This is a genomic window from Scytonema sp. UIC 10036, assembly GCF_009725235.1.
Map to the genome: position 1 here is coordinate 1 of NZ_WJFC01000233.1, position 20,470 is coordinate 20,470.

The following is a 20,470-nucleotide window of genomic DNA, read 5'->3' on the forward strand; positions in this document are numbered from 1 at the left end:
TCCCCAATCCCCAATCCCTACTGCCCTACTCCCAACTTCACCGCATCTATTGTTAACTGGTTAGGAAAGCGCAACTAGTTAACTCTAGTGTAACTGGTTTATGCGATCGCATTCAGTGCCCAGTCCCTACTCCCCAGTCCCCATCCCCAATCTTTAACCATTGGATTTAACCAGATATTTTGATAAACCTAACGAGAACTTTCTATGGCTTTGCTTACCGAACTTTATTAGCCTCAAAAAGCACCTTAAAGAAACCCTACCACTGATACCAACCTTTTTTCAAAAATACCAACTTTTTCTACCCGTAGCCAGACGAAGTAAATATAGATTATTAGGATTTAATCTGTCGATCCATATACTTTCCACTTAGAGATATACTCCCGTCTCTTTAATGACGTAGGACAAAGCTTTTGCAGCGCGTCACGTGAAAGCCCTCTAAAATCGCCAGCACAACGCATGAAAAGCAGCAACCATAGAATCTATCATCCTGAGGGGTAACGCGGCTTCTAGGTACCATTCTAGTCTGGCGACTGCGACATAAACTACATTTGTAACACAAAACCTAAGTACTGGCGACGGGTTTGAGGTATAAGTGACCACTGGCGACGGAGCTTATCTTTCAGTATCAGCACTGGCGACGGGTTTGATGTATAAGTGACCACTGGCGACGGAGTTTATTTACTTAGTTCTACAATCGCCTACACGGTGCCTGAAATACTCTCTTGGTTCCATACATCATCGTGAGGGGTAACGCGGCTTCTAGGTGCCTTTCTCGTCTGGCGACGGCTACATATAACACAAATGTAGTATAAATTCAGTACTGGCGACGGAATTTTTGTGTCTTCTACCACTGGCGACGGAACTTATGTACTGAAAGGGGGCGAGAGGGCGATCGCGTAGTGAGTACAGCTGCTCGGAAACAACAAACCCCAGCTACGGGCGCTGGGGTCTTGGAATGCGATCGCGATCGGGGAACTGGGGTTCACATCTATAAGTACTTTGAGCTTGAAATACTATTTATTGCAGGTAAGCCCAATTTACTACGTTCGGCATTGATTTTCCTTAATTGATTTATTAAAGAAGGTCTTTTACCAGTTTCGATTATTGTTCCATCCGTCATCCACGCTTTACTTTCTTGTGTATAAGTATTGTATCGACCCATCATAGCTTGAGGCTCCCGAACAAAAATATCAACACTTAGAGCATAAAATAGAGTAAATAAAAGAGGATATGTTTTTGTTTGGGCTAAGCACTCTTCTATGAGAAATTCTTTAATTTCAAAATCCCAATCTTCTTGGTATTCAGGATTTATGACTAGCTTTTTTTCAGATAATAAAGTACGAGCATATAATATATTTTTTTCGTAGTCTTCATTTTCAAGAGCAAATGTTCTCCATCTATAATTTAAATTCTTTTTTTTTAAATATTTGGTATGAATTATCTTCAATGTAAGATTGCTAACAATTAAGTCAACTTCATAGCCTTTTACTATATCTGTTAATAAATCGGCAGTTTCTTGTAGATTTATAGTATTATTTAGACCATGAAGTAATACATTGTATCTTTTAGTTTTTTGATTAAATTCTATTATTGAGATTGCTAATTCCTCCGCACCTTTCGCATGAGCATAGCAAGATACTAAACATTTCTTCTCTTCACTGCTTTCAAAAAATAAAGTGGCAACATTGTCTGGCGCTTCCATTAAATACTCCTAATTTCAATCCCAGCAAATGGATTAGTTTTTTGCTTGTTAAATGGTGTCACCGCTAGCGCAAATGCTACACTCATTACACAATCGTCATGCTTCCCCGGTGCGGCTTCTAGCTTCTTTCCATCTCTTCGGAAACTAAGCATTTCATCAATTAGCGGACAGTTGGAAGGGTATTTTAATACTTGTTTTTCAAGGGCAAGAACCATTGTACTTATCATCGCTGGCTTACTATCTCCAGTGGTGCGGATTGCTTCAAATTCCAAGCTGGGAAATTGTCTTGACAATTGTTCAAGATATACTAAACCTACTCCTCCTGTAATTTCAATCGATGTTACTCTTGGTCGAAATTTTTTCAGTATCTCTCCTATTTGGTACTGGTGATACTCGCTTGTTTGTTGACGTTTGCGGTAGAGGTAAACGAGTGAGTATTTACCTTTCCGTTCTTTTAAAATTGACAATACACAGTAGTCATTTCCTATAGTTGAAGTGTCTAAACCTGCATAGTAGATCGAGTCTTTATCAATGGTTTCCTCATATGCTCCAACGGCATTTAATCGGATAATTTCACTACTAAATACAGCTACAGCTGAGTCAATGAATCGCAAATCATACTCTCTCGATATCGTCTCCATATCTGTACCATCTTGCTGCATTCGATATTCTAAATAATTTGGCATCTGACTGTAGATTGGATGGGCTTTCCAATGCACGATTAGCTTTACAGTATTAGCTTTGTCCACGAACCAATAAAGCCCTGGAATTTCTTTATAGAGTTCACCCTCTGCTACTCGGATACATAATTCTTCAATATCAATATCTTCGTTATCAGCATTTACTTTGTCCCAGTACCATCCACTTTTAGCGCTTGGAGTACTTACTATTAATTTAGTAATCGCATCACCTGCGAGCGCTCCAGATGGGCTGCTAGCTGCATAAATTTGTTCTATGTGCTCGACAAACGCTGCCTCATCAAATAGGAAATCTAGAACACTATCGTAAGACCTTGAGCCTTCACGACTTGAATTTTTGAAGTAAATTTCGCCTAGTCCTTTAAACTTTCGATAGCCAACATTTGCAATTTCTTCTGTTACATAATCACCAAGACATCCTATCATTGTTTTTGCTCTTCTGCTGATAGCGCTCGCGTCATCGCCATTTCTCATAAAGCACATAGCAGAATAGGCTGGATTAATGCAAGCACGATGCAAAAACTTACTAAGAATAAGTTGTGTAAGTCCTAGTTGACGGCTCTTGACAACCACTATATTGTTGTACTCATCCATCAACTGAGAGAGTACTTTTTGATAGTGGTAAGGGACAAACTTTTTCATTTCTCCCCCACTTCTAATCGTAGTGAGTGCAACAAAATCTTCCCATTGCTCAGGAATCGATTTTAAAAAACAATCTGAATTGATTTCAATTTGCTTTTTAATTAACTTCAATTCCTGAGCTATTGAGTTGATGCTCATTAGCTGATTTGAGCCTTTTTGTATTAATTTCTTTGATATCTTCGACATCCTGAATCAACTCATCAATTCCTAATAACGCTCTATTTGCTTCAAAAGCCAGCATAACCGACTCGGTAACAGATTTCAAAGACTGAGGGATTCGAGCTTCACTAATATCCAGTGAATCTAAATTTTCTACTCGCTCTTTAAGCTTATTTAAGTAAGCGATCGCTAGCTCATAAATCAAAGTAGATGCTGAACTATACCGTTGTCGAAACACCTCCAAATCTTCAGTTAAAGACTTTCTAACATCTTCTACGACCACCTGTGTAACAACTTGAGCTATCTCCTTAGTAGAATTCCCAACAATTTCTTGGAATTCTGGGCGACGCTTTAATCTCTGCACCCAACTACGGCTCTTACCACAAGCCTCAGCGATCTGACTCTCTGTGAAGCCTGATGAAATTAGTTGTGCTGCTTTTGACTCAAGAACGGTGAGCGGCTTGGGCATTTTTGACTCTTTTTTGATTCATTTTAAATCATTTTGAATCAATTTTAATCATATTATTGAGTCAATAATATTGTTTTTTGAATTTGCTGCACCGATTAAGCTAAGAGTTCCCGGAGCATTTTGCGCTCTGCTAACTCCAAGACCCCCCACACCGCTTTTTTGAAACGTTCTGCCCAATCAGCTGTCAGAGCAACGATCATTTCGCGGCTCCTCTCTGCGATCGCAATTCTCAGATACTCAGCATTGTCAGCAACAATCTCAGGGGCAAAGTCCCCCGTACCACCGTACTTCAGCGCTTCTGCTGCTTCTGCTTCTTCCTTGAGTCTTGCCGCTTCGGCTGCAGCCGCTACCTTCTGCTCCTCCGCCTTACGTCGCGCTTCTGTATCTCGCACCAGCCACACCTCAAAGATTGGTTCCCGACCATCTGACATTGGGATGGGAAGACCGTCTTCACCCAAGATTATTTTTTTAGTTTCTTCATCTGTATGGAACTTTGGAGCGGGCAAAGAATAATATCTAATTTCGGAATCTCGCTTGCCTTTGCGGGAATAGCATACCATTTTGTGTCCGAGCAATGCTAATATATCTTGAACGCATTTTAATCGCTTCTTCTCATTTTTGACTTGCTTTGAAAGGTCAAGCCCGATGACAGTTTTTACGTGGTGAACATTGGATTTTATCTTCTCAAAAATGTCGATAATTACCGGATGATCGTTGTGGAACCCACTGCCCTGGTACAATCTTTGGATGCCAAGATAATCTAAGAAACCTATTTTTAACTGCATTAAGCTCTTATTGGTATCGACTATAAAATAATCTCCACTCCCTTGTACAATCGACTTTTCGACTAATTGCGTATCGTGGAACGAAAGGAAGTCTCTACCTGGTTTGAAGAAGTAATCTAATCTGATTTTGGTGCCCCATCTGTCGTCGTCTTTCTTTACTAGTTCTTCTGTACAATCAACAAGGTATTTTCGCTCAATTACTCCCTTCCTTAACTCCAATAATTCATCAGTTGTCCTCTCCTGTTGTTTGCTTAACTTTTCAAATTGCTCGTCAGTGCGCTTGGCAGCCGCCGCAACATCTTTACAATGTTTCTCGTAAATTTCGTCGCGTACTGTCTTGATTTCGTCCTTCACCGCATCAGGAGAAATATTCTGCTCTTGACCTTCTTCAAGTTCATCTGAAATATCTGGTTTCTCTGCTTTTTTAGAATCTTTCCAGTCAACAACAATGTGACCTTCTTCCTTCAAATCTTCAAGAATGGTTTGGGCGTATTTCCACATCCCCGCATTGATAATAGACCCCAACTTCGCCCAAGTTTCCAAGCAGATCGGAGAAAAACTACCGTCGGGCATTTCTACGAGACCTGCTTCAACAAGTTTTTTGCGGTTAGTATTATCAAGCTGCTTTTGCGATCCTATCAACCCCGACGGAGTTACTGAACTATTGCCAACAAAATTAATACCTTGACCCTTAAGCCAAACATATCGGGGAATTGGATTACGATCGCGACTAAGATGCTGCCTCACTCCATCAGCTGTCTGTACTCCTTGGAAAATGCCCCAAACTCCATCAAAATGTTTAACATCAAGGGATACACCAGTTTCAATCGTTGGAGAACAAATCACTAAGTCATAATCCACTACTGCCTTATTCAAATTTTGGGTAGATTTAAATGCTGGATGCGTTGGGTTAGAAACAGTTTCTGAGTCAATTCTTAAGATTCTAAGATGGGGAAACTTGCGTTTGAAGTACTCCTCTAAGGTCTGGGTGCCCCAAGTAGATTTTGGCTTTTGTCCAGAAACACAAACTAATGCTTTCTCCCCTTCTGCTATTTTTTTCTCCAGCGCGGCAACAAGTGAAGCTGGGGTAGTGCCACCAAAGCGGTGAATTGTCCAGGGCTGATTAAATCGAAACTCATTAACCAGTAAGAATCGCTCAGGAGAAAAACCTAATAGACCTTCAATGAAATCAACGGCAATATCGTTTAGATCGGCATCACCAACGATAATTTTGCCACCAGTAGAAATAACAAATCTCAGTAGTTCTTGAAGAGTCTTGACAATGGCAACGCGGTTTGATTTACACGTGCTGCTAGACAAGAGATGCCAGATAACCTGCTGTACTTCATCAAGAATAACCCATGCCCCACGCCACTCCTCATAGTTGAAATGCGCTTGGCTCTTAGGATGTAAGCTGTCAATACACATCCCATAGCCCAACAATCCTCCTTCTTCTGCTTGTTTGCGTTCGGTGAGATATGGAACGCCAATTCGAGCCGCACCTTGCAACGACAATTGAATCCTGTGTGTTATAAAAAGTACCCGCCGTTCTCCACTTCGTAGAATGGGGTCACACAAGAATGAGTACCATTCTGTTTTTCCGGTTCCCTTGGGCGCTTTAACGGCAATAAATTGAGCAGACACTGGTGGGAGAACTTCACAGATGTAACGCTGGTTAAGTATTAGGTCTGGAGTATATGTCAGCTCCTTCAGTTGCTTGGTCTGCCACTGGTCAAAACTTAATGCGTTACGGTAAAGGTCATCAAATTTTCCCCGACCATGAGCAACGAGAACATCGTCAACTCCTTTGCCCATTACTGGATGCCAGGTGATGACCTTCGCTTCGCACTTTTGGACAAGGAATAATTTTGCAGTTTTAGCGATCGCTTTATTGACATTTCGCACCGTCTCCCGCTTGGAATCTTGGTCAAAGCAGAAGTAGATTCGCCTGCCTGCCTGGGCAAATACCTGTAACTGGGGAATTAAGGAAGCCATGCCGATGGAGTGACCTTCTTCATCTCTCGGTTGTCGGATACCAGACCAAATTCCCGGTATCGCGATCGCAACATACCCACAGCTGAGAACGGACGCTGATTTTTTTACCCCCTCGCAAATAATCAGTGGAATTTTGGGATTTTGGAGAACCCATTGCCAGAAAATGAAAGGGTCCTCTTTGACTTGCCGATAGTTCTCTGGTAAAACAACATCGTAACGACGGCTAATTAGTTGGAAGATAGCGATCGGGACTCGGAGAGCAAAAATTTCCGTAGGCACCCCTTGAGGATGCTCATATTTTTGCAATTTCCCTTTTTTCTCGTCCACACGGGGATTATTGGGCTTGAAGCAACCCCACAAACTGTCCTGCCCAGTCAGGATATCTACACCAGAACACCACCAGCCACCATCATCTAGGTGCTTGTATCGATTTAATACCCCTAATGATAGCCTACCCGTATTAGTTCGAGGTAGCTTATCGGAGTAGAGCAAGTAACTGTAAGGCGTTTGTCCTTCTAATGTCCTAAGGTTGAGACTTGTTAGTTCCGGATCGATAGCACTTCCTTGTACCCACTCTGCGATGTGTTTGTCTGCAAAGTATTTGTCGCTGGAGAACAGGGAGCGCTCATTGTTACTGTCCCATCTGGATTTCGTTGCAGGATTGGTCGGCTCATTACAATTTGAGTTGCCATCTGCTGATTCATCCCTTGTTTCACCATCTCGGAGATAATTTTCTTTTGCATCCTCTTGTACTTCTTGGTGCCTGGGTGCAATACCTTTGACTTCTTCAATGACGGTTCCACTTTTCTTCCCTTTTACTAATTTAAAAATCTGCCGCGAAAACTGGCGAGCGCTGATTTTTGCTCTATCACCTTTTACTCTGGGCTTGCCGAATCCTTGGGAGGCTCTCATGCTTCCACCTCCCTTTGCTGCAAATACGCCAAGAGAGTGATTGCAGCGTCACCGCTATAACCGAGCAATTCTAGGCAATTCAGGCAATCTGTAAGCTGTTTCTGCTTGATAAATCTATCAAGGCTTGGTAGAATGTCATCAATGTAGTATTTGAAGTAATTCATGGGTTGTCCCTCCTTTTGTTGTTGGAGCGACAGCCTTTAACTTTTGCCTATAGCGGTGTATAGACACAACTCGCTAGAATAAAATCTTGAAAGTGTATTGATTGGTTGGTGGTCTCAATGGTGAAACAGCCAACAATAAGAGTAGAGTTGTTTTGGCTAAAGACTGCCATCCATTTTTATTACAATTTTCAGTGAACCATATCTAAAAATCGTTTTGGGAACTATTCGTATATTTACAAAACTTAACATTTACGATATTTAGCGCCGATTCTCCGACCTGGTTTGTCATGCACTTTTCTCCCATCGACAAGTAATACTTGATACTGAGGTCTTTTACGTATAGAGTTCCAAGTTGTTCTGGCTTTTACGTAAGGGGTGTAAAAATTATCTTCGTAGTACCCACCATCACTAACGATTTGATAATGCAAAGCAGCGATATGGTCAAGATATAGGTGAGTGTAATCTAACCAATCTTCTGTATTATCAGGATTGAAAAATTCTGTTGTTTCTCTAGGACTTTTTGCCGTATAATCATCCAAATACCTTAAATATCTCGCTTCATTTTCATAGGCAGTATTTTTGCAATCGACGCTTGTTAATATATTTGTTAAAAAATAAGAACATTCGGAAAATAACCATGCTAATTCAGGATTTTTTAAAAGAGTCGTGTTTATGATTGGTTCATCTAATTCGGAAAACAAATATTGGATAAGTTCGTGTCTTTTTTTGCAAACTATCGCTAAGCTTCTGTAAGCCTTCATCTTGGGATTTTTTAAGAACTCTTTAGTTGGGAGATCGTTCGCCCAATACCACAGCCACGTAGAGACACTAGAGTAGATATCATTTAATTTTTCTTTAGATTCATCACTAAGATTTGGATAATATCTTTGCACCAAGATAGGTATCTTTTCAATTAGTTTGCATACTAATCTTTTGTTTTGATTTACATACATACCTAAAGTAGCTACTGCATCCAACCAGTTATTAGAGTTTAAATTTTGTTCCCATTGAATTTTTATCAATAATGAAGACAAGCATCTTACAAAAAGTTCGTCATTATCAAGTCTAAATTCACTAGCGGGAAAATTAAAAGAATAGCCACTGTCAAGTAGGACTACATTAAAGGTTAGTAGTTGAGATTGTGTACTTATTAATTGTGGCTGGAGCGCAGAACTTAAATTATTTTTTATAGTCCTTAGCTTGTTCATCTTTTTTCTTACCTCCAAACATTTTTCAAATTATTTCCTTCTCTGAGGTTATTGTGCTCAGAGGATTTGGCTGCAACGGGATAAATTTATCTCCCAATGTAGGTGCGAATTTGCTCATGCGATCGCTTCCACTGTTTGTCCAATGGGGAGCATTACTTAGTTCAAATGGTATTGCTCTCAAGCGTTCCTGTGTCAGCAGTTGAGGATACATCGGGATAGTTATATTTCCCGATGCTGGCTTCATCCACAGGCGTTAACATCGACAATGCGGCAATCGCACCCCGAACCTGCGATTCTTCAACCTCAAGGTATTTTTGCAACTGCTCTAAGTTCCTGTGTCCGCTTATCTCCTGAATGACCCGTAACGGTATCCCAGCATTACTCATTAGAGTTAACGCAGTTCTGCGGCAGCTGTGACTAGAAGCCCCAACAATGTCTACCCGCTTACACGCTTCTCGGAGAATTGCAGCTGCACTATCCTCATGAATGTGACCTCTCCCCCAGCGACCGGGGAAGAGATAGCCGTCCAGAGTTTGTTTCGGTTTGTACATAGATAAGTATCTCCGTAGGTCATCCAAAACCGGAATAGTCCGAGTAGCCAACTTGCCTTTAGTATTGCCTTTGCGGATGATAAGCTCTGTGCGTACCCTGCCTTTGCGGTCATACACATCGGTGACTTTGAGGGTGACGCATTCTTTGACACGGCAAGCAGTATAAAGCATTACAGCGCATAAAGTTTTGTCCCTAACGGTAAGTAAGCCAGAAGTAAACAGCCTCTGGATTTCTTCAGTAGACAAAACCTTTGCTTTCCCATGACGGTCAATCTTCACCTAGTATCAATGATTCCTCCTGGTTTTTCTCAGTCACTCGTTACCTTCGTCTGAAGAGCGATCGCGTAACTCTTCCCAGATGCGCTGAAACTGGACTGAGTGCTCTCTAGTAATTTCTACTAGTTGAGAGGTAGAGTTACTTGTCTCAGCAGTACTAGACCTCAATTCTGAGACAGAGTATCGCAAATCACTTGTTGCCCGTGCCAGATTAGAAATCATCCCCGCCAATTGAGCTACTGCACTTTGCAAATTGGTAACAGTAGCGGGATTGACGCGATTTTCTCTGTCTCTGGCAATATCTTCTCTAATCGTCGCAAAGTCGCGCTCTAATGCTTCAAATCGAGCGTTGACTTCTTCTGGCTGTAATTCATTTGTGTTAGTCATTTTTTTAGTTTTTACTAATTTCAATTAATTCATTAAGGGATTTTGAATCAATGGCTGAGGGATTAATCATTGGTGATTGACTCCCATATTTCAGCTATCTCTTTTTCAATGGCTGAAACTGTTAAAGACTCTTCTTTAGCAATTAGCCTATCAATAGCTTCACCTTGAAGTATTAGTCTTTCAATTTGTGCTCCTTCGTTTCGTCCTTTGCGTTCTGACATAGCTGAAAGTAACTTCCTGACTTCAGAGTCAAGCTTGTAATTAACACGGTCATAGGGTCTACTGCGTTTTGGTCGTCCCACAATTTTTGCTGTCATTTCTTTTTTCGATTAAACCCTAAAAACGCCATATATACATACGATACCTGTACAGAAAGATTTTGTACAGATAAAAGACATATAAATATCTTATGTTTTTTGTACATACGATAAAATGATGGTATGCTTTTCATATGTCCAAAAAACAGACGATTGAGCTATAACTATAACTGTGAGCGCGAACAGAGGGACCCGGCGCACCCTCGGAGAAAATCAGCCAGCGCGATCGCATACCCCAGCAAGGAGACAAATCAATGCTGCGACCGTTACACCCTGCAAGCAATGCCAGTGAGTTCAAGTGCTATCTCTGGGCATTGCTCAACCAAGCGCAACTGCCAGACCTAAACTTTTACCCATGCATCTCAAAGTGCTCGTATGTCCAGCAATTCAGCTTTGATTTTGCGCTAATTAAAGTTGTGATTTATGTTCACAAACTTGAACCATTTTTCGTGATTCCTGATGCAGTGTGGATTGCATATCTGACTGCTTATGGAATTCCAGAAAAAGAACAGCGCGATTATTACATCGGTATTCCTTTTTAACCTTGAGGTGAAATTATGACATCAAACAATTCAGAACCAACAAATACCTCATGCGATCGCATTAAACCACCGAAGCAAGTTAGCGCCCCTGCTTATATCGACATTGATGACTTGGAAGCTATGCGGGAGAAACGACGCGATCGCATACAAGAAATTAAATCCCGTAATTGGGCATAGCTATTATTCAAGGATTGAACTTTTATGACGCGCTCTAACCGCTATCAGCGCAAACCAGAACCAAGCCCTCTAGAGCCAGAAGCTTACACAGTGGCTATTTACTTCTTTATGTTTTTGCTTCTGGTTAGTTTTCTCGGCAGTTCCTACCTCAACCGTTATCCAGAAACAATTCAAATTCAACCCGTGGAGGAAACTAACAATGGCTAACTCTGACAATAACGGAAACACTAAAAGACCTAAGAAGGGTATCAATATCCCTAATGTTGGTAATGCTGTCAATGGAGCAAAATCAGCGTTTAGAGAAGCTATAGGGCAAAGTGTAACGCCTTTAGAATACTCTCAACAAAAGCAGCAAGTAGCCAATCAAATTAACTTCCAAGTATTACGTCAAGACCGTGCCAAGTTGGAACAAGAAACAGTTAAAGCCAATACCGAAGAAAAGCGTATTGAGTTGTTTGAAGCGCAACACAAAGAGCTAGAGCACCGCGTTGATACTGCATGGGTTAAAGCCGATATTGCAGAAATTGAACATCAAATTGCCACGGTAGATAAAGATATAGCTATGGTAGGCAAGGACATCAAGGAAATTGAATTGGCTACCGAAAAAGACAATAAATCCATCCTTCAAGAAAAGCAAGAGCTTAATTACTTAAAGGGTCTTGAGGAGTTGCGAGCGCTCAGTTTAGGGATTTCTGAAAAGACCTATGACAATGACGTGAAAGAAGCTGTTCTTAACGTAAATGGCTCGGAAGTTGTGCAAAGTGCAATTCCAACTAAAGCAACTATAAAAGCGTTCTTAATTTCAGGTTGAGGTAACTATCATGAGAGACAATAGCAATTCTTGGTTATCACTTCAATGGCTTACAACATTCTTGGGAACTCTAGCCACTACCCAGTTGTTCAACTTACTACAGCAACTCAATTTAATGCCTCAATATGCAGTTAGAGTTGTGCTGATATCTCTAGCAATCATGGCAGTAAGCTACTGGTTTATCTGGGCATACAACGGAGTAAATTTAGCCAATCCAAAAGCTAAAAATCTGCTTTACTATGGTGTGCCTTTTGTAGGTTTATTCGCATTTCTCTTAGGTCTAACCTGACAAAGAAAAGCAGGAGCGACTATATGTCCTTCCTGCTCAAAAAACATTTTTAGGAACATTTATGATACCAGATAAAGAAAATCGAAGAGAAGTAAAATCCCCACTTGTTGTAACTGGTGTGGTGTGTGCTGCACTATCAATTGGTTTAGCGCTTGATAAAAATGTCCACACTGGAATTAAGCTGGGAGTTCCCACAATTGGCTTCTTATGCTGCCTAGTAGCACGCCATGGAGTTAGGCACGAATTAACAGATATTGAAGAGCAATTTCAGGACAGATGGGAGGGGATTGATTTAAGAGAGTCACAGTTGTTAGACAGGGAAGAAGAATATCGGATCGCTCTTAACCGACTAGAAAATGAAAAGCGAACTCTCCATAACGACCATGTAGCGCGGTTAAATGCCCTCAGAGAAGCCGAACAGCGTTACAAAGACCAGTATCAGAATTGGGTTAACGAACTCCAGTCAGAGCACGCTGCAAAGTTAGCAGAGCTTGATAAAGACCGTCGTATTTTTGAAAAGGAGAAAGAGTTACAAGAAGCTTTGCTCACTGCCAAAAAAGACCAGATCGCAACACAATTACACGAGCAAAACGAGCAACGCCGATCTGAGTTGGATGACAAAGAAGCAAGAATTAATCACCAAATAGCCAAGGCTAATGAACAACTGGCAGACATCCAAGACCAGCTAGAAAGTGAGTATCAAGCTAGGTTAGCACAATTTAGTGAAGAGAAGCAATTCTTGATGGAGAAACATTCTAAGGAGATCGATTCTTGGAAGCAACGCTATAAGGATGCCCAAACGCAGATCGCAATTTCTAAAGCGCCCAAATTCCCACTTGGAGGAGATGAGATTGCTAGTCACGAATGCATTAAGGTTATCCGTTACCTGTGGACGCTGGAAACTCCCATCAAAGTAGACTGCCACGAGCGCCAACCGCAAAACCAAGGAAACAAAGATGTCTTTTGGTTAACCCTTAGAGATGCTACACAGCTGTCAATACTTAAGAGCAAAGTTGACGAAATCCAATACATCCTTGGGAAAGGTCACAAGCCAATCATTGACCAAGAACGTGGTGAATCTACTATTAGAGTTGAATTAAAGCGTAACACAGAACCGGGAATTGTGCTTAAAGTCAGCAAGCAGGATGTTGAAGAAAAAATCCCAACACTGGCTAAGCATAAAAATGGTAAGCGCGGTTGGCTGGTCACTGGTCACCCCGGCGCGGGTAAAACTTCTGTTCTCATCTGGCTGGGACAACTGATTGGTGGGGAGGATTGCGATCGCGTAGCCTTAAATCCCCACAACGATGAATTCTCAATGTTCAAGAAATACGGCTATCACGAAATTACCGAACTGTCGCTGATTTATTCACAGTTAGAACTGCTGGCAGAGGAATTAAATCTGAGAGGACAAGACCCAACACGACGGCGTAAGTTGATTGTCGTTGTTGATGAGCTAGGGAAAATCCTGAGCAACGCTGAGGACCCACAACGAGTTATGGAAATCATACGCCAGATAAATGTTGAGGGTAGAAAGCTAGAGATGGTGATTTTAGTAGGTAATCACAGCCAGACTACTACAGCCATAAAGATGGATGCTGAATTTAGAAGCGCGTTCTACCAGTTGTTCTTGGTTGGCGCTGCTAGAGAGTTAATCAAGAAGCCGAATGCCCCAGAGCTACAAGATTTGGAGAAGCAATGGCTGCATGACACTGCTTACCCAACTATCACTTTAATCAATGGTCAATACTCCATTTGCCTGCATCCAACACACTGGAACTACACAGAATATCGTGATAGCGGCAATCCTCCAAAGGGACTGCAAGAAATGAAAACTCTCCCTTTGAGTGTTGCGATTGCAGGTCAAGAAACTGTAATTAATTATGGGTTGACTGATGCTGAAATAGTCCAGATAGAACAGCATAAACACTTATCTGTTGCTCAAATAATTTACGAAATTTGGGGTATAAAGCAGAGTAAATATGCAAAATACACGTCCAAACGAGACTTGGTAGAGAAATATTTACAGAATTATACCCAAATTCATTGATACACAAGGGTTTCTACCGCTTTAGACTTGGGTAGATTTCGGTACCTACCCAAATCCTAATTCCTAGCTTTTTCGTTTACCGCCTCTACCCGGTGTAATGCTTATACAGCAAAGGTTTTACCCAAGTCTTTACCGAAATCTACCGAAAAATTAAAGGCTGAAACCCTTGATATTGCGTGGTTAAAAATTCCGGTAAAAGCGGTAAAAAGACTAAACTTAGTCCTTGTACCTAAAGCTTTATCTAGCAAGGGTTTCTACCGAAACTGTGTAAAGAGCGCACAATTATTTTCTAATAGTTTGAATGAGGTATTTCGTAATGCATAAGTTTGTAGAGATAAAGAATAGTGTGTTTGCGGTATCAGAAATTGAAGAAATAGAATTTAGGGAAGTTCGGCAACCGAATAAACCGCCTCACACACGGTTAAATCCAGAGTATACCTCAACGAGAACAATCCATGTTTATTTGAAAAATGGCAAGGAGCGAATTTTTGAGCAGAGCTTGAACTGGAAGGAACAAAAAGAAGAAATTATAAAGGCTTTGACTAGGTATTAATAGGACTTTTAACTGTTAGAAACGACTCGATTTTCTCCTAATATTTCAATCGCAATAGAAGGATGAAATTCTCAAATAAACCAATTTTGTTGCACGAGGTTTGCACGAGGCTTGCATAAATTATGAACACAAACGGAAAGTCTAATGTTATTAGCACTGAGCAACTAGAAATGATTTCGAGCGAAAATATTGCACCAGAATCGTCAGAGATTAAGCCAAAGAAACAGCGTAAAACGCCAACTAACCTCAACAAAGTGGAAGATGTCAGATTGGACTTGGATGCGGGAAGTGCTAGGGCTAAGTTTGTTGTTGATGGATGGTGTGGAAATTACCCCACAATGTTTAAAGAAGTTGTTGGCGAACTCCCGTCTGGTATTAGTGGTTGTTTCTCAATTGGGACAAAAAATTACGCTGTGGGACAAGTCGCAAATTCTCTCAATGGTAATTTGGTTGAGGCTTTCAAGGACAACAAGATTAAGTTTCTCCACATCTGGCTTATTGGAGCATTGAGCACACACCCCGACCTCTTAGCTGATATTGCTAACAGACGGAAGTACAAAGGTAAGCCAGCTAGACTAAAAATTACCTTGCGGTTGCTATCACTTTCATCAAGCAAGAGAAATGATATTTCTAAAATTTTGGGTGAGCTAAAATCATTCACTTGTGAAGGCTGTGAATTTCAATTAGAAGTTACAAACAGTGATTATTTGTTTCCTGAGGGATACGGCAGTGCTTTAGAAGCCGTCAAGAAAGTTGCTGATGGAACTCGCGAGTTTAATGTTTTAGATCTGGGTGGTGGCACTTTAACTTTTTCCACATATCAAGTAGGTAAACGACCAAAAGCCGTGGAGCAAACATCGGGTAGTGGTAACGGCATGAAAGCAGTAATAGAGCGCTTAAGTATTGCCTTAGCTCGCGTGGATAGAGGTGGTGTCCAGTACAGAAAAGAAAGTCTTGAGTCAGCTTTGAGAAATTCAAAACCGCTCGGAGATGGTAAACACTCCGTCAAATATCGCCATGGACAAGAGTCGCTTGAAATTGGTGATACCGTGGCTCACGCTCTGAGTGAGTGGGTAGCAGAGTCGCCAATTGTTGAAACACTGCTGGCTAAAGTTTCACAAGCGCTATTAAATGGGACTCCGGTTTTTGCGTGTGGAGGTGGCTTCGCAATTTCTGCTGTCGCTGGCTGGATTGAAAAATACGTAACTCGTGATATCGAAGCTCCCCAGTTTACCATTCTGCCCAGCCCCCAAGACATCAACCTTACGGGCTTGAAGTATTTGGATTCCAGTTCCCATAACTAGTTACAGCTTTACTCAAAATTTATTTAACCAGTTATTGACACTTTGTAACTGGTTAAGCTAGTATTTAACCAGTTACGAAATTAAAAGAACACTATATGTCTAAGTTACTGGAAGCCAAGGTGAATGAGCTATTTGACGCCACAAAAGACCTCATGAACCCCTCGGAGATTGAGTCACATTGTGAACAGTTCAACACCTGGTTGAACAATCAAACCAGTTATAGCAATGAGTCTCTAGGTACTGTTCTGAGCCGTGCTGGGTTCTACAAAAAGTTCAAATCAATTACTAACTTGGTTCCTGGTCAGAATGCTGTAGTGGTGTCAAAGCACGATGAAAACGGCAATGTCGTGGGTACTACAATCAAGCATTTGTGCCTGGAGCTTTGTGGCTTGACTCCCCAGCAGTGGGATGAGAGAAACCAAACCACGCGAGTAACTGACCGCCTATCCAATGAAGGTCAAGAAATCGATCCAGATAAATATTTAGAAGTTACCGGGCGATTGCTGGAAAGTGAAGACCCACACGAACTGGCTGTTGGTTTAATTGCCGCTACTGGTAGAAGACCCCATGAGATTTTAGCCCGTGCTAGGTTTACCCCAGTTGAGGGACAACCCTACAAAGTCTTGTTTGGTGGACAAGGAAAGAAGAGAGGTTTAGACACCAGTTTTGAAATTGCTACTCTTTACCCTGGGGAATACATAATCAAATGTCTGAGCCGCCTACGCAATGAACCCGGTACTAAATCACTTCTTATAGAAGTCGCTAACGAATTTCCAAAAGACTTAGCAAAACAAAACACAGCTATAGACAACCGTCGCGGACAATCTCTTAGACGTGTTGTTCGAGACTACTTCGGAGACAAATACACCGAAAATCCAGCTTTAGAACTGCGAGAAGGTGATGACCAGAACAATAACAAAGCCTTACGTGCTGCTTGTGCAGCGTTAATCATTGAACGTGATTATCCTGGCTCCATTGGTTCTAAAATGCTGGCTTTTGGTCGCTTTTTAGGTCACATTGCGCTTACTGAAAAGCCATCTGATAGTAACCTAAAAAACATTGTTACCACTTTAGGTTATTCAGACTATTACGTTAGAAAGCCAATCCCCTACCCAACAGCGCCGCAAAAGGAAAAGGAAAAAACAGCTTCAGTAAGGGTCACTGAATCAGATTTTGAGTTAATCAAAAATTTGCAATCCGCGTGGGAATTGTCTACTCAGCCAGCTGTTATTGCCCGTTTGCTGAAGTTTTATAAGCACGGAACAAAAGAAATTCTGGAAGCAAAAAGCCAATGCGATCGCCTCAAAGAAGAATTAGTTCAAGCCAATGACCAAATTATCAAACTAAAAGAGGAAATATCCGCCATGCAGTTACAGCCACAGTCGCAACCAGAGCAACAGCCACAAGTAGCCAGTGGAGATTTAAGAGCAATGATTCAAGAAATAATCAGAGAAGAATTGCAAGGAATGCAAGTCAATACCACACCTACACCCACATCCATACCACAGATAAAAACCACAGAGCCAGCAGAGCAAGCAAAATCCATTACCAACTGGGAAGACTTCAGCGACAAAGAACTTTGGGAGAGCAAAGCTAAAGGGAGCGCTGAAGAGAAAGTTCGGAGGTCGTTTCTCGCGATCGCGTCCTACAACGATACGATGGCAACTGGAGACAATGACCGCCTAGCAATTACTAACCAGGCGCTTCGGGAACTATCGGGGGCAAACGGCATGGTTGTTGGGGATTGGATTAAGTCTCATGCGGATGAGGTTGTGTCTCATAATGCTAAGCACGGCATGGGGAATTCAAAAGACCCCAGCAAAGTTGAAACCTATTACAACAAACGGCATGGGGGCGAACGAATTACGGAGTTGCTCCAACTAATCAGCGATAAGTTCTTGGACGGGCAAGCGATGAAAGCAAGCAAACCAGAAGAAAAACCTGCTACTACACCCACAACTACTCAGTCATCCCAAAACAAAACTATCACTTTAAAAGCTACGGAAGCCTCAAGGATGGATATTGAACACGCGCTCAAGCAAAATCCTGGTTATACCGTAACGACTAAGGATGGAAAGAAAGTTGCAGCGATCTACAGACTTAACGAGTCGGGAGAAGTGGTTGAGGTCTAGGCAGCAAGGTACTATAGATTCTCTGCGCCGTTCCCACAAAAACATCTGGTCGAAATCAATCAATAACTAGTTATGAATTAACGGAAAATTTCATAACTAGTTGTCGTTTAATCTATAACCAGTTAACGAGATGAAGGCAATGACAGAGCAACAACCAAAACTACAGCAACTCAAAGACCAGGCGATCGCGATAAGCGCAGCTTAATGGCTAAAGCCATATCGCCACCAAGCTAGGACTGAAACTGACCACAACAAAGCACTTCAAAAAACACTGTGGGCAGGGATTAGACCTACGCACCAAGCCATGACAGAGGCTGTAAATTATATTACCGAAGATGATGCCCTCGGTTGGTTTAATCACTGTGGTTTATTTACCGAAAAATTGCTGTAAGATTTATCACATTGTCAAAATTAGCGGGGTTGCTCGGCTTCTGATGAAAGTTGATAAACAAAACAAAAAAATTAAAGCTATGGTATTGGCTGGGATAGCGACTGCTGCCATAGTCCTTGGTGTAATAGCTTCAGTGTTGAGAAACACTTCTTTTTTACCTTCTTCAACAATACAACCACCGACAACACCGACTTTGCCAGCTAGTGAACATGATGATGACGACGATGACGATGATGATGATGACGATGATGACGACGATGACGACGATTAAATAGATATGTGGTGTCTAGATTTTTGTTGAATGCATGCTTGTATCCTGTGCTGGTAACATTTAGAACTGTTTGGCTGCTTGCACGCTTCGGCGTTGGCTGTAGCGCTTTGTTGGCTTTGGTGGGATTGCATCCACTGAGTGCGCTCGATCGCACTCCGCACTCCCCCACTCCCCACGCCTTACACCTCTTGCCCCAGCGCCCATGGCTGGGGTTTGCCGTTTTTGAGCAGAGGCGCTACTTACTACACAATCGCACCCGCCTAACTCATACTCACTCCGCCGTGTGGCATTTCTCCCATTCTTTTATATAAACCAAAGAGGAGAAATGCCACACACCGATGCATTAAATATAACTACTACTGAGACAAGCCAGAACCATAGAGATTTTCCGTAAGATTTGCGAAAACATCCGGTTAAATGCAATGAAATAACTAGTTATAACCACTTGACGAGCAATCTATAACTAGTTATAGTAAATACATAACAGGTTGAGGTGAAACACGCCACGAAACACCCAACCACCGCTAGTAAAAATAGGAGAAAACCAGATGTTCGCAACATTCACAACCATCACCGCCAAGAATATCGCAACAACCGAAACTCTCATCAGCGATCTAGAGCAACAGCTGCAAGTGGCACGTCAGGAGTTAGCTCAGTTCCAACAACAACAGCAAGCAGAACAAACAGCTAAGAGCGCCGCAGAAACTGCCCTGGAGATGGTACGAAAAGCCCGTAAGCTGGTACAAGTCGCTTATGGTGATGCAGCTGTAGAAGAGTTCAACCGGGCGCTGGTAGAGGATGAGGCAGTAGCAAGGGAGTTGCCACAAGTTGAGGACAGCAACGCGGGTTCCGAAGCAATGCCAACCGACCCGACACCCAGTGCTGAAACTGATGTCCCTGCGACCGTGACCGTAGAAGCTGTAGAAGTAGACTCACAGGAAGCACAGGAGGGTAGCGAAAGCACAGCCGAAATTGTTTTACCCACACCCGATGCGATCGGCTCCATGAAGAAAAACGAACTGGTCGCATGGTTGAAGCGTTGCGAACTTCCTGCGGGTGGTACGGTGCGTGAGATGCGGAATCGGCTGAGTGCTCACGCGATGTCTTACCGCAACCCCAATACCCAAGCCGCGTAGCCCCGCCAGCCCCAGCTACTAAATCCGGAATGGTAGTTGGGGAGTTGCGATCGCCACAACCTGTGACGCCAACTCTAACCAGTTAGCTTAAGACTTAACCAGTTATTAGACGACATGACCAGTTGTCATCAGATATAACCAGTTAGCTCAAAACTTAACCAGTTATTAGACGACATGACCAGTTGTCATCAGATATAACCAGTTAGCTCAAAACTTAACCAGTTATTAATAGGTATAACTAGTTAGAAGAGTCATACGTGCGAAGCCTAACTAGTTTGTTAACTGACATAACCAGTTGCCTACATGATAGCAATTGAGTGTAACTAGATGAGACAGACGAACGCTGAAATCCGCTCTATACAACACTTCTAGCTGACAACCCACTCCGCAACTATAACCAGTTATGCACATAACTAGTTACGCACCTATAACCAGTTATGCAGACATGAACCAGTTATAAAATAATAACCAGTTACGCAGACATGATGCTATAACCAGTTATGTCCGTTAACCTAGGTTAACGGACATAACTGGTTATAGCATCATGTC

21 protein-coding genes are annotated in these 20,470 nt (G+C 42.0%); 11 read left to right on the plus strand and 10 right to left on the minus strand.

The genetic code is table 11. The features are described from left to right. Window positions 1-863: 863 nt before the first annotated feature. From F7734_RS65850 to F7734_RS52820, 10 genes are all read right to left on the minus strand, one after another. Window positions 864-986, minus strand: coding sequence for a hypothetical protein (locus tag F7734_RS65850; RefSeq protein ID WP_279239872.1), 123 nt, complete (start codon window positions 984-986; stop codon window positions 864-866). 2 nt (window positions 987-988) lie between these two features. Further along, entirely contained in the window at window positions 989-1,702 is a 714-nt protein-coding gene (locus F7734_RS52780; RefSeq protein WP_155752244.1) for a hypothetical protein, read from the minus strand. Beyond that, complete coding sequence (locus F7734_RS52785; RefSeq protein WP_166482706.1) at window positions 1,702-3,180, minus strand: terminase family protein; 1,479 nt, start codon at window positions 3,178-3,180, stop codon at window positions 1,702-1,704. Before F7734_RS52785 ends, F7734_RS52780 begins: the two co-directional genes overlap by 1 nt. Then, window positions 3,140-3,670, minus strand: coding sequence for a helix-turn-helix domain-containing protein (locus F7734_RS52790; protein ID WP_155752246.1), 531 nt, complete (start codon window positions 3,668-3,670; stop codon window positions 3,140-3,142). Before F7734_RS52790 ends, F7734_RS52785 begins: the two co-directional genes overlap by 41 nt. Before the next feature lie 95 nt (window positions 3,671-3,765). Further along, entirely contained in the window at window positions 3,766-7,362 is a 3,597-nt protein-coding gene (locus tag F7734_RS52795; RefSeq protein WP_155752247.1) for a plasmid replication protein, CyRepA1 family, read from the minus strand. Next, window positions 7,359-7,526, minus strand: coding sequence for a hypothetical protein (locus F7734_RS52800; RefSeq protein WP_155752248.1), 168 nt, complete (start codon window positions 7,524-7,526; stop codon window positions 7,359-7,361). The genes F7734_RS52795 and F7734_RS52800 overlap by 4 nt, the downstream gene beginning before the upstream one ends. Window positions 7,527-7,768: 242 nt before the next feature. Beyond that, window positions 7,769-8,734 (minus strand): hypothetical protein, encoded by a 966-nt coding sequence (locus F7734_RS52805; protein ID WP_155752249.1) that lies wholly within the window; start codon window positions 8,732-8,734, stop codon window positions 7,769-7,771. A gap of 161 nt (window positions 8,735-8,895) precedes the next feature. Further along, window positions 8,896-9,564, minus strand: a complete 669-nt coding sequence (locus tag F7734_RS52810; RefSeq protein ID WP_166482707.1) for a site-specific integrase — start codon at window positions 9,562-9,564, stop codon at window positions 8,896-8,898. Window positions 9,565-9,597: 33 nt separating this feature from the next. After that, a complete protein-coding gene (locus tag F7734_RS52815) occupies window positions 9,598-9,948 on the minus strand; it encodes a hypothetical protein (RefSeq protein WP_155752250.1) in 351 nt (116 codons plus the stop codon). A 62-nt stretch (window positions 9,949-10,010) separates the two neighbouring features. Further along, window positions 10,011-10,265 carry a hypothetical protein gene (locus F7734_RS52820; protein WP_155752251.1) on the minus strand — a complete coding sequence of 85 codons (255 nt, stop codon included), beginning with the start codon at window positions 10,263-10,265 and terminating at the stop codon, window positions 10,011-10,013. A 254-nt stretch (window positions 10,266-10,519) separates the two neighbouring features. On the opposite strand from F7734_RS52820, the gene F7734_RS52825 reads away from it, so the two are divergent. The 11 genes from F7734_RS52825 to F7734_RS52875 all read left to right on the plus strand — a co-directional run bounded on the left by F7734_RS52825 (window position 10,520) and on the right by F7734_RS52875 (window position 19,921). Then, window positions 10,520-10,807: a hypothetical protein gene (locus F7734_RS52825; RefSeq protein ID WP_155752252.1), complete on the plus strand. Its 288-nt coding sequence runs from the start codon at window positions 10,520-10,522 to the stop codon at window positions 10,805-10,807. 15 nt (window positions 10,808-10,822) lie between these two features. Beyond that, entirely contained in the window at window positions 10,823-10,984 is a 162-nt protein-coding gene (locus F7734_RS52830) for a hypothetical protein (RefSeq protein ID WP_155752253.1), read from the plus strand. 24 nt (window positions 10,985-11,008) lie between these two features. Next, on the plus strand, window positions 11,009-11,191 hold the full coding sequence (locus F7734_RS52835) for a hypothetical protein (RefSeq protein WP_155752254.1): 183 nt from the start codon (window positions 11,009-11,011) through the stop codon (window positions 11,189-11,191). Beyond that, window positions 11,184-11,795, plus strand: a complete 612-nt coding sequence (locus F7734_RS52840) for a hypothetical protein (protein WP_155752255.1) — start codon at window positions 11,184-11,186, stop codon at window positions 11,793-11,795. Before F7734_RS52835 ends, F7734_RS52840 begins: the two co-directional genes overlap by 8 nt. A gap of 10 nt (window positions 11,796-11,805) precedes the next feature. Beyond that, window positions 11,806-12,084: a hypothetical protein gene (locus tag F7734_RS52845; RefSeq protein ID WP_155752256.1), complete on the plus strand. Its 279-nt coding sequence runs from the start codon at window positions 11,806-11,808 to the stop codon at window positions 12,082-12,084. Between the two features lie 61 nt (window positions 12,085-12,145). Next, a complete protein-coding gene (locus F7734_RS52850) occupies window positions 12,146-14,134 on the plus strand; it encodes a hypothetical protein (RefSeq protein ID WP_155752257.1) in 1,989 nt (662 codons plus the stop codon). Between the two features lie 675 nt (window positions 14,135-14,809). Then, a complete protein-coding gene (locus tag F7734_RS52855) occupies window positions 14,810-15,991 on the plus strand; it encodes a hypothetical protein (RefSeq protein ID WP_155752258.1) in 1,182 nt (393 codons plus the stop codon). 95 nt (window positions 15,992-16,086) lie between these two features. Beyond that, complete coding sequence (locus F7734_RS52860; RefSeq protein ID WP_155752259.1) at window positions 16,087-18,123, plus strand: protelomerase family protein; 2,037 nt, start codon at window positions 16,087-16,089, stop codon at window positions 18,121-18,123. A 335-nt stretch (window positions 18,124-18,458) separates the two neighbouring features. Then, window positions 18,459-18,785 (plus strand): hypothetical protein, encoded by a 327-nt coding sequence (locus F7734_RS52865; protein ID WP_155752260.1) that lies wholly within the window; start codon window positions 18,459-18,461, stop codon window positions 18,783-18,785. Window positions 18,786-18,832: 47 nt separating this feature from the next. After that, window positions 18,833-19,096: a hypothetical protein gene (locus F7734_RS52870; RefSeq protein WP_155752261.1), complete on the plus strand. Its 264-nt coding sequence runs from the start codon at window positions 18,833-18,835 to the stop codon at window positions 19,094-19,096. A 237-nt stretch (window positions 19,097-19,333) separates the two neighbouring features. Then, window positions 19,334-19,921 carry a hypothetical protein gene (locus F7734_RS52875; RefSeq protein ID WP_155752262.1) on the plus strand — a complete coding sequence of 196 codons (588 nt, stop codon included), beginning with the start codon at window positions 19,334-19,336 and terminating at the stop codon, window positions 19,919-19,921. Window positions 19,922-20,470: the final 549 nt, after the last annotated feature.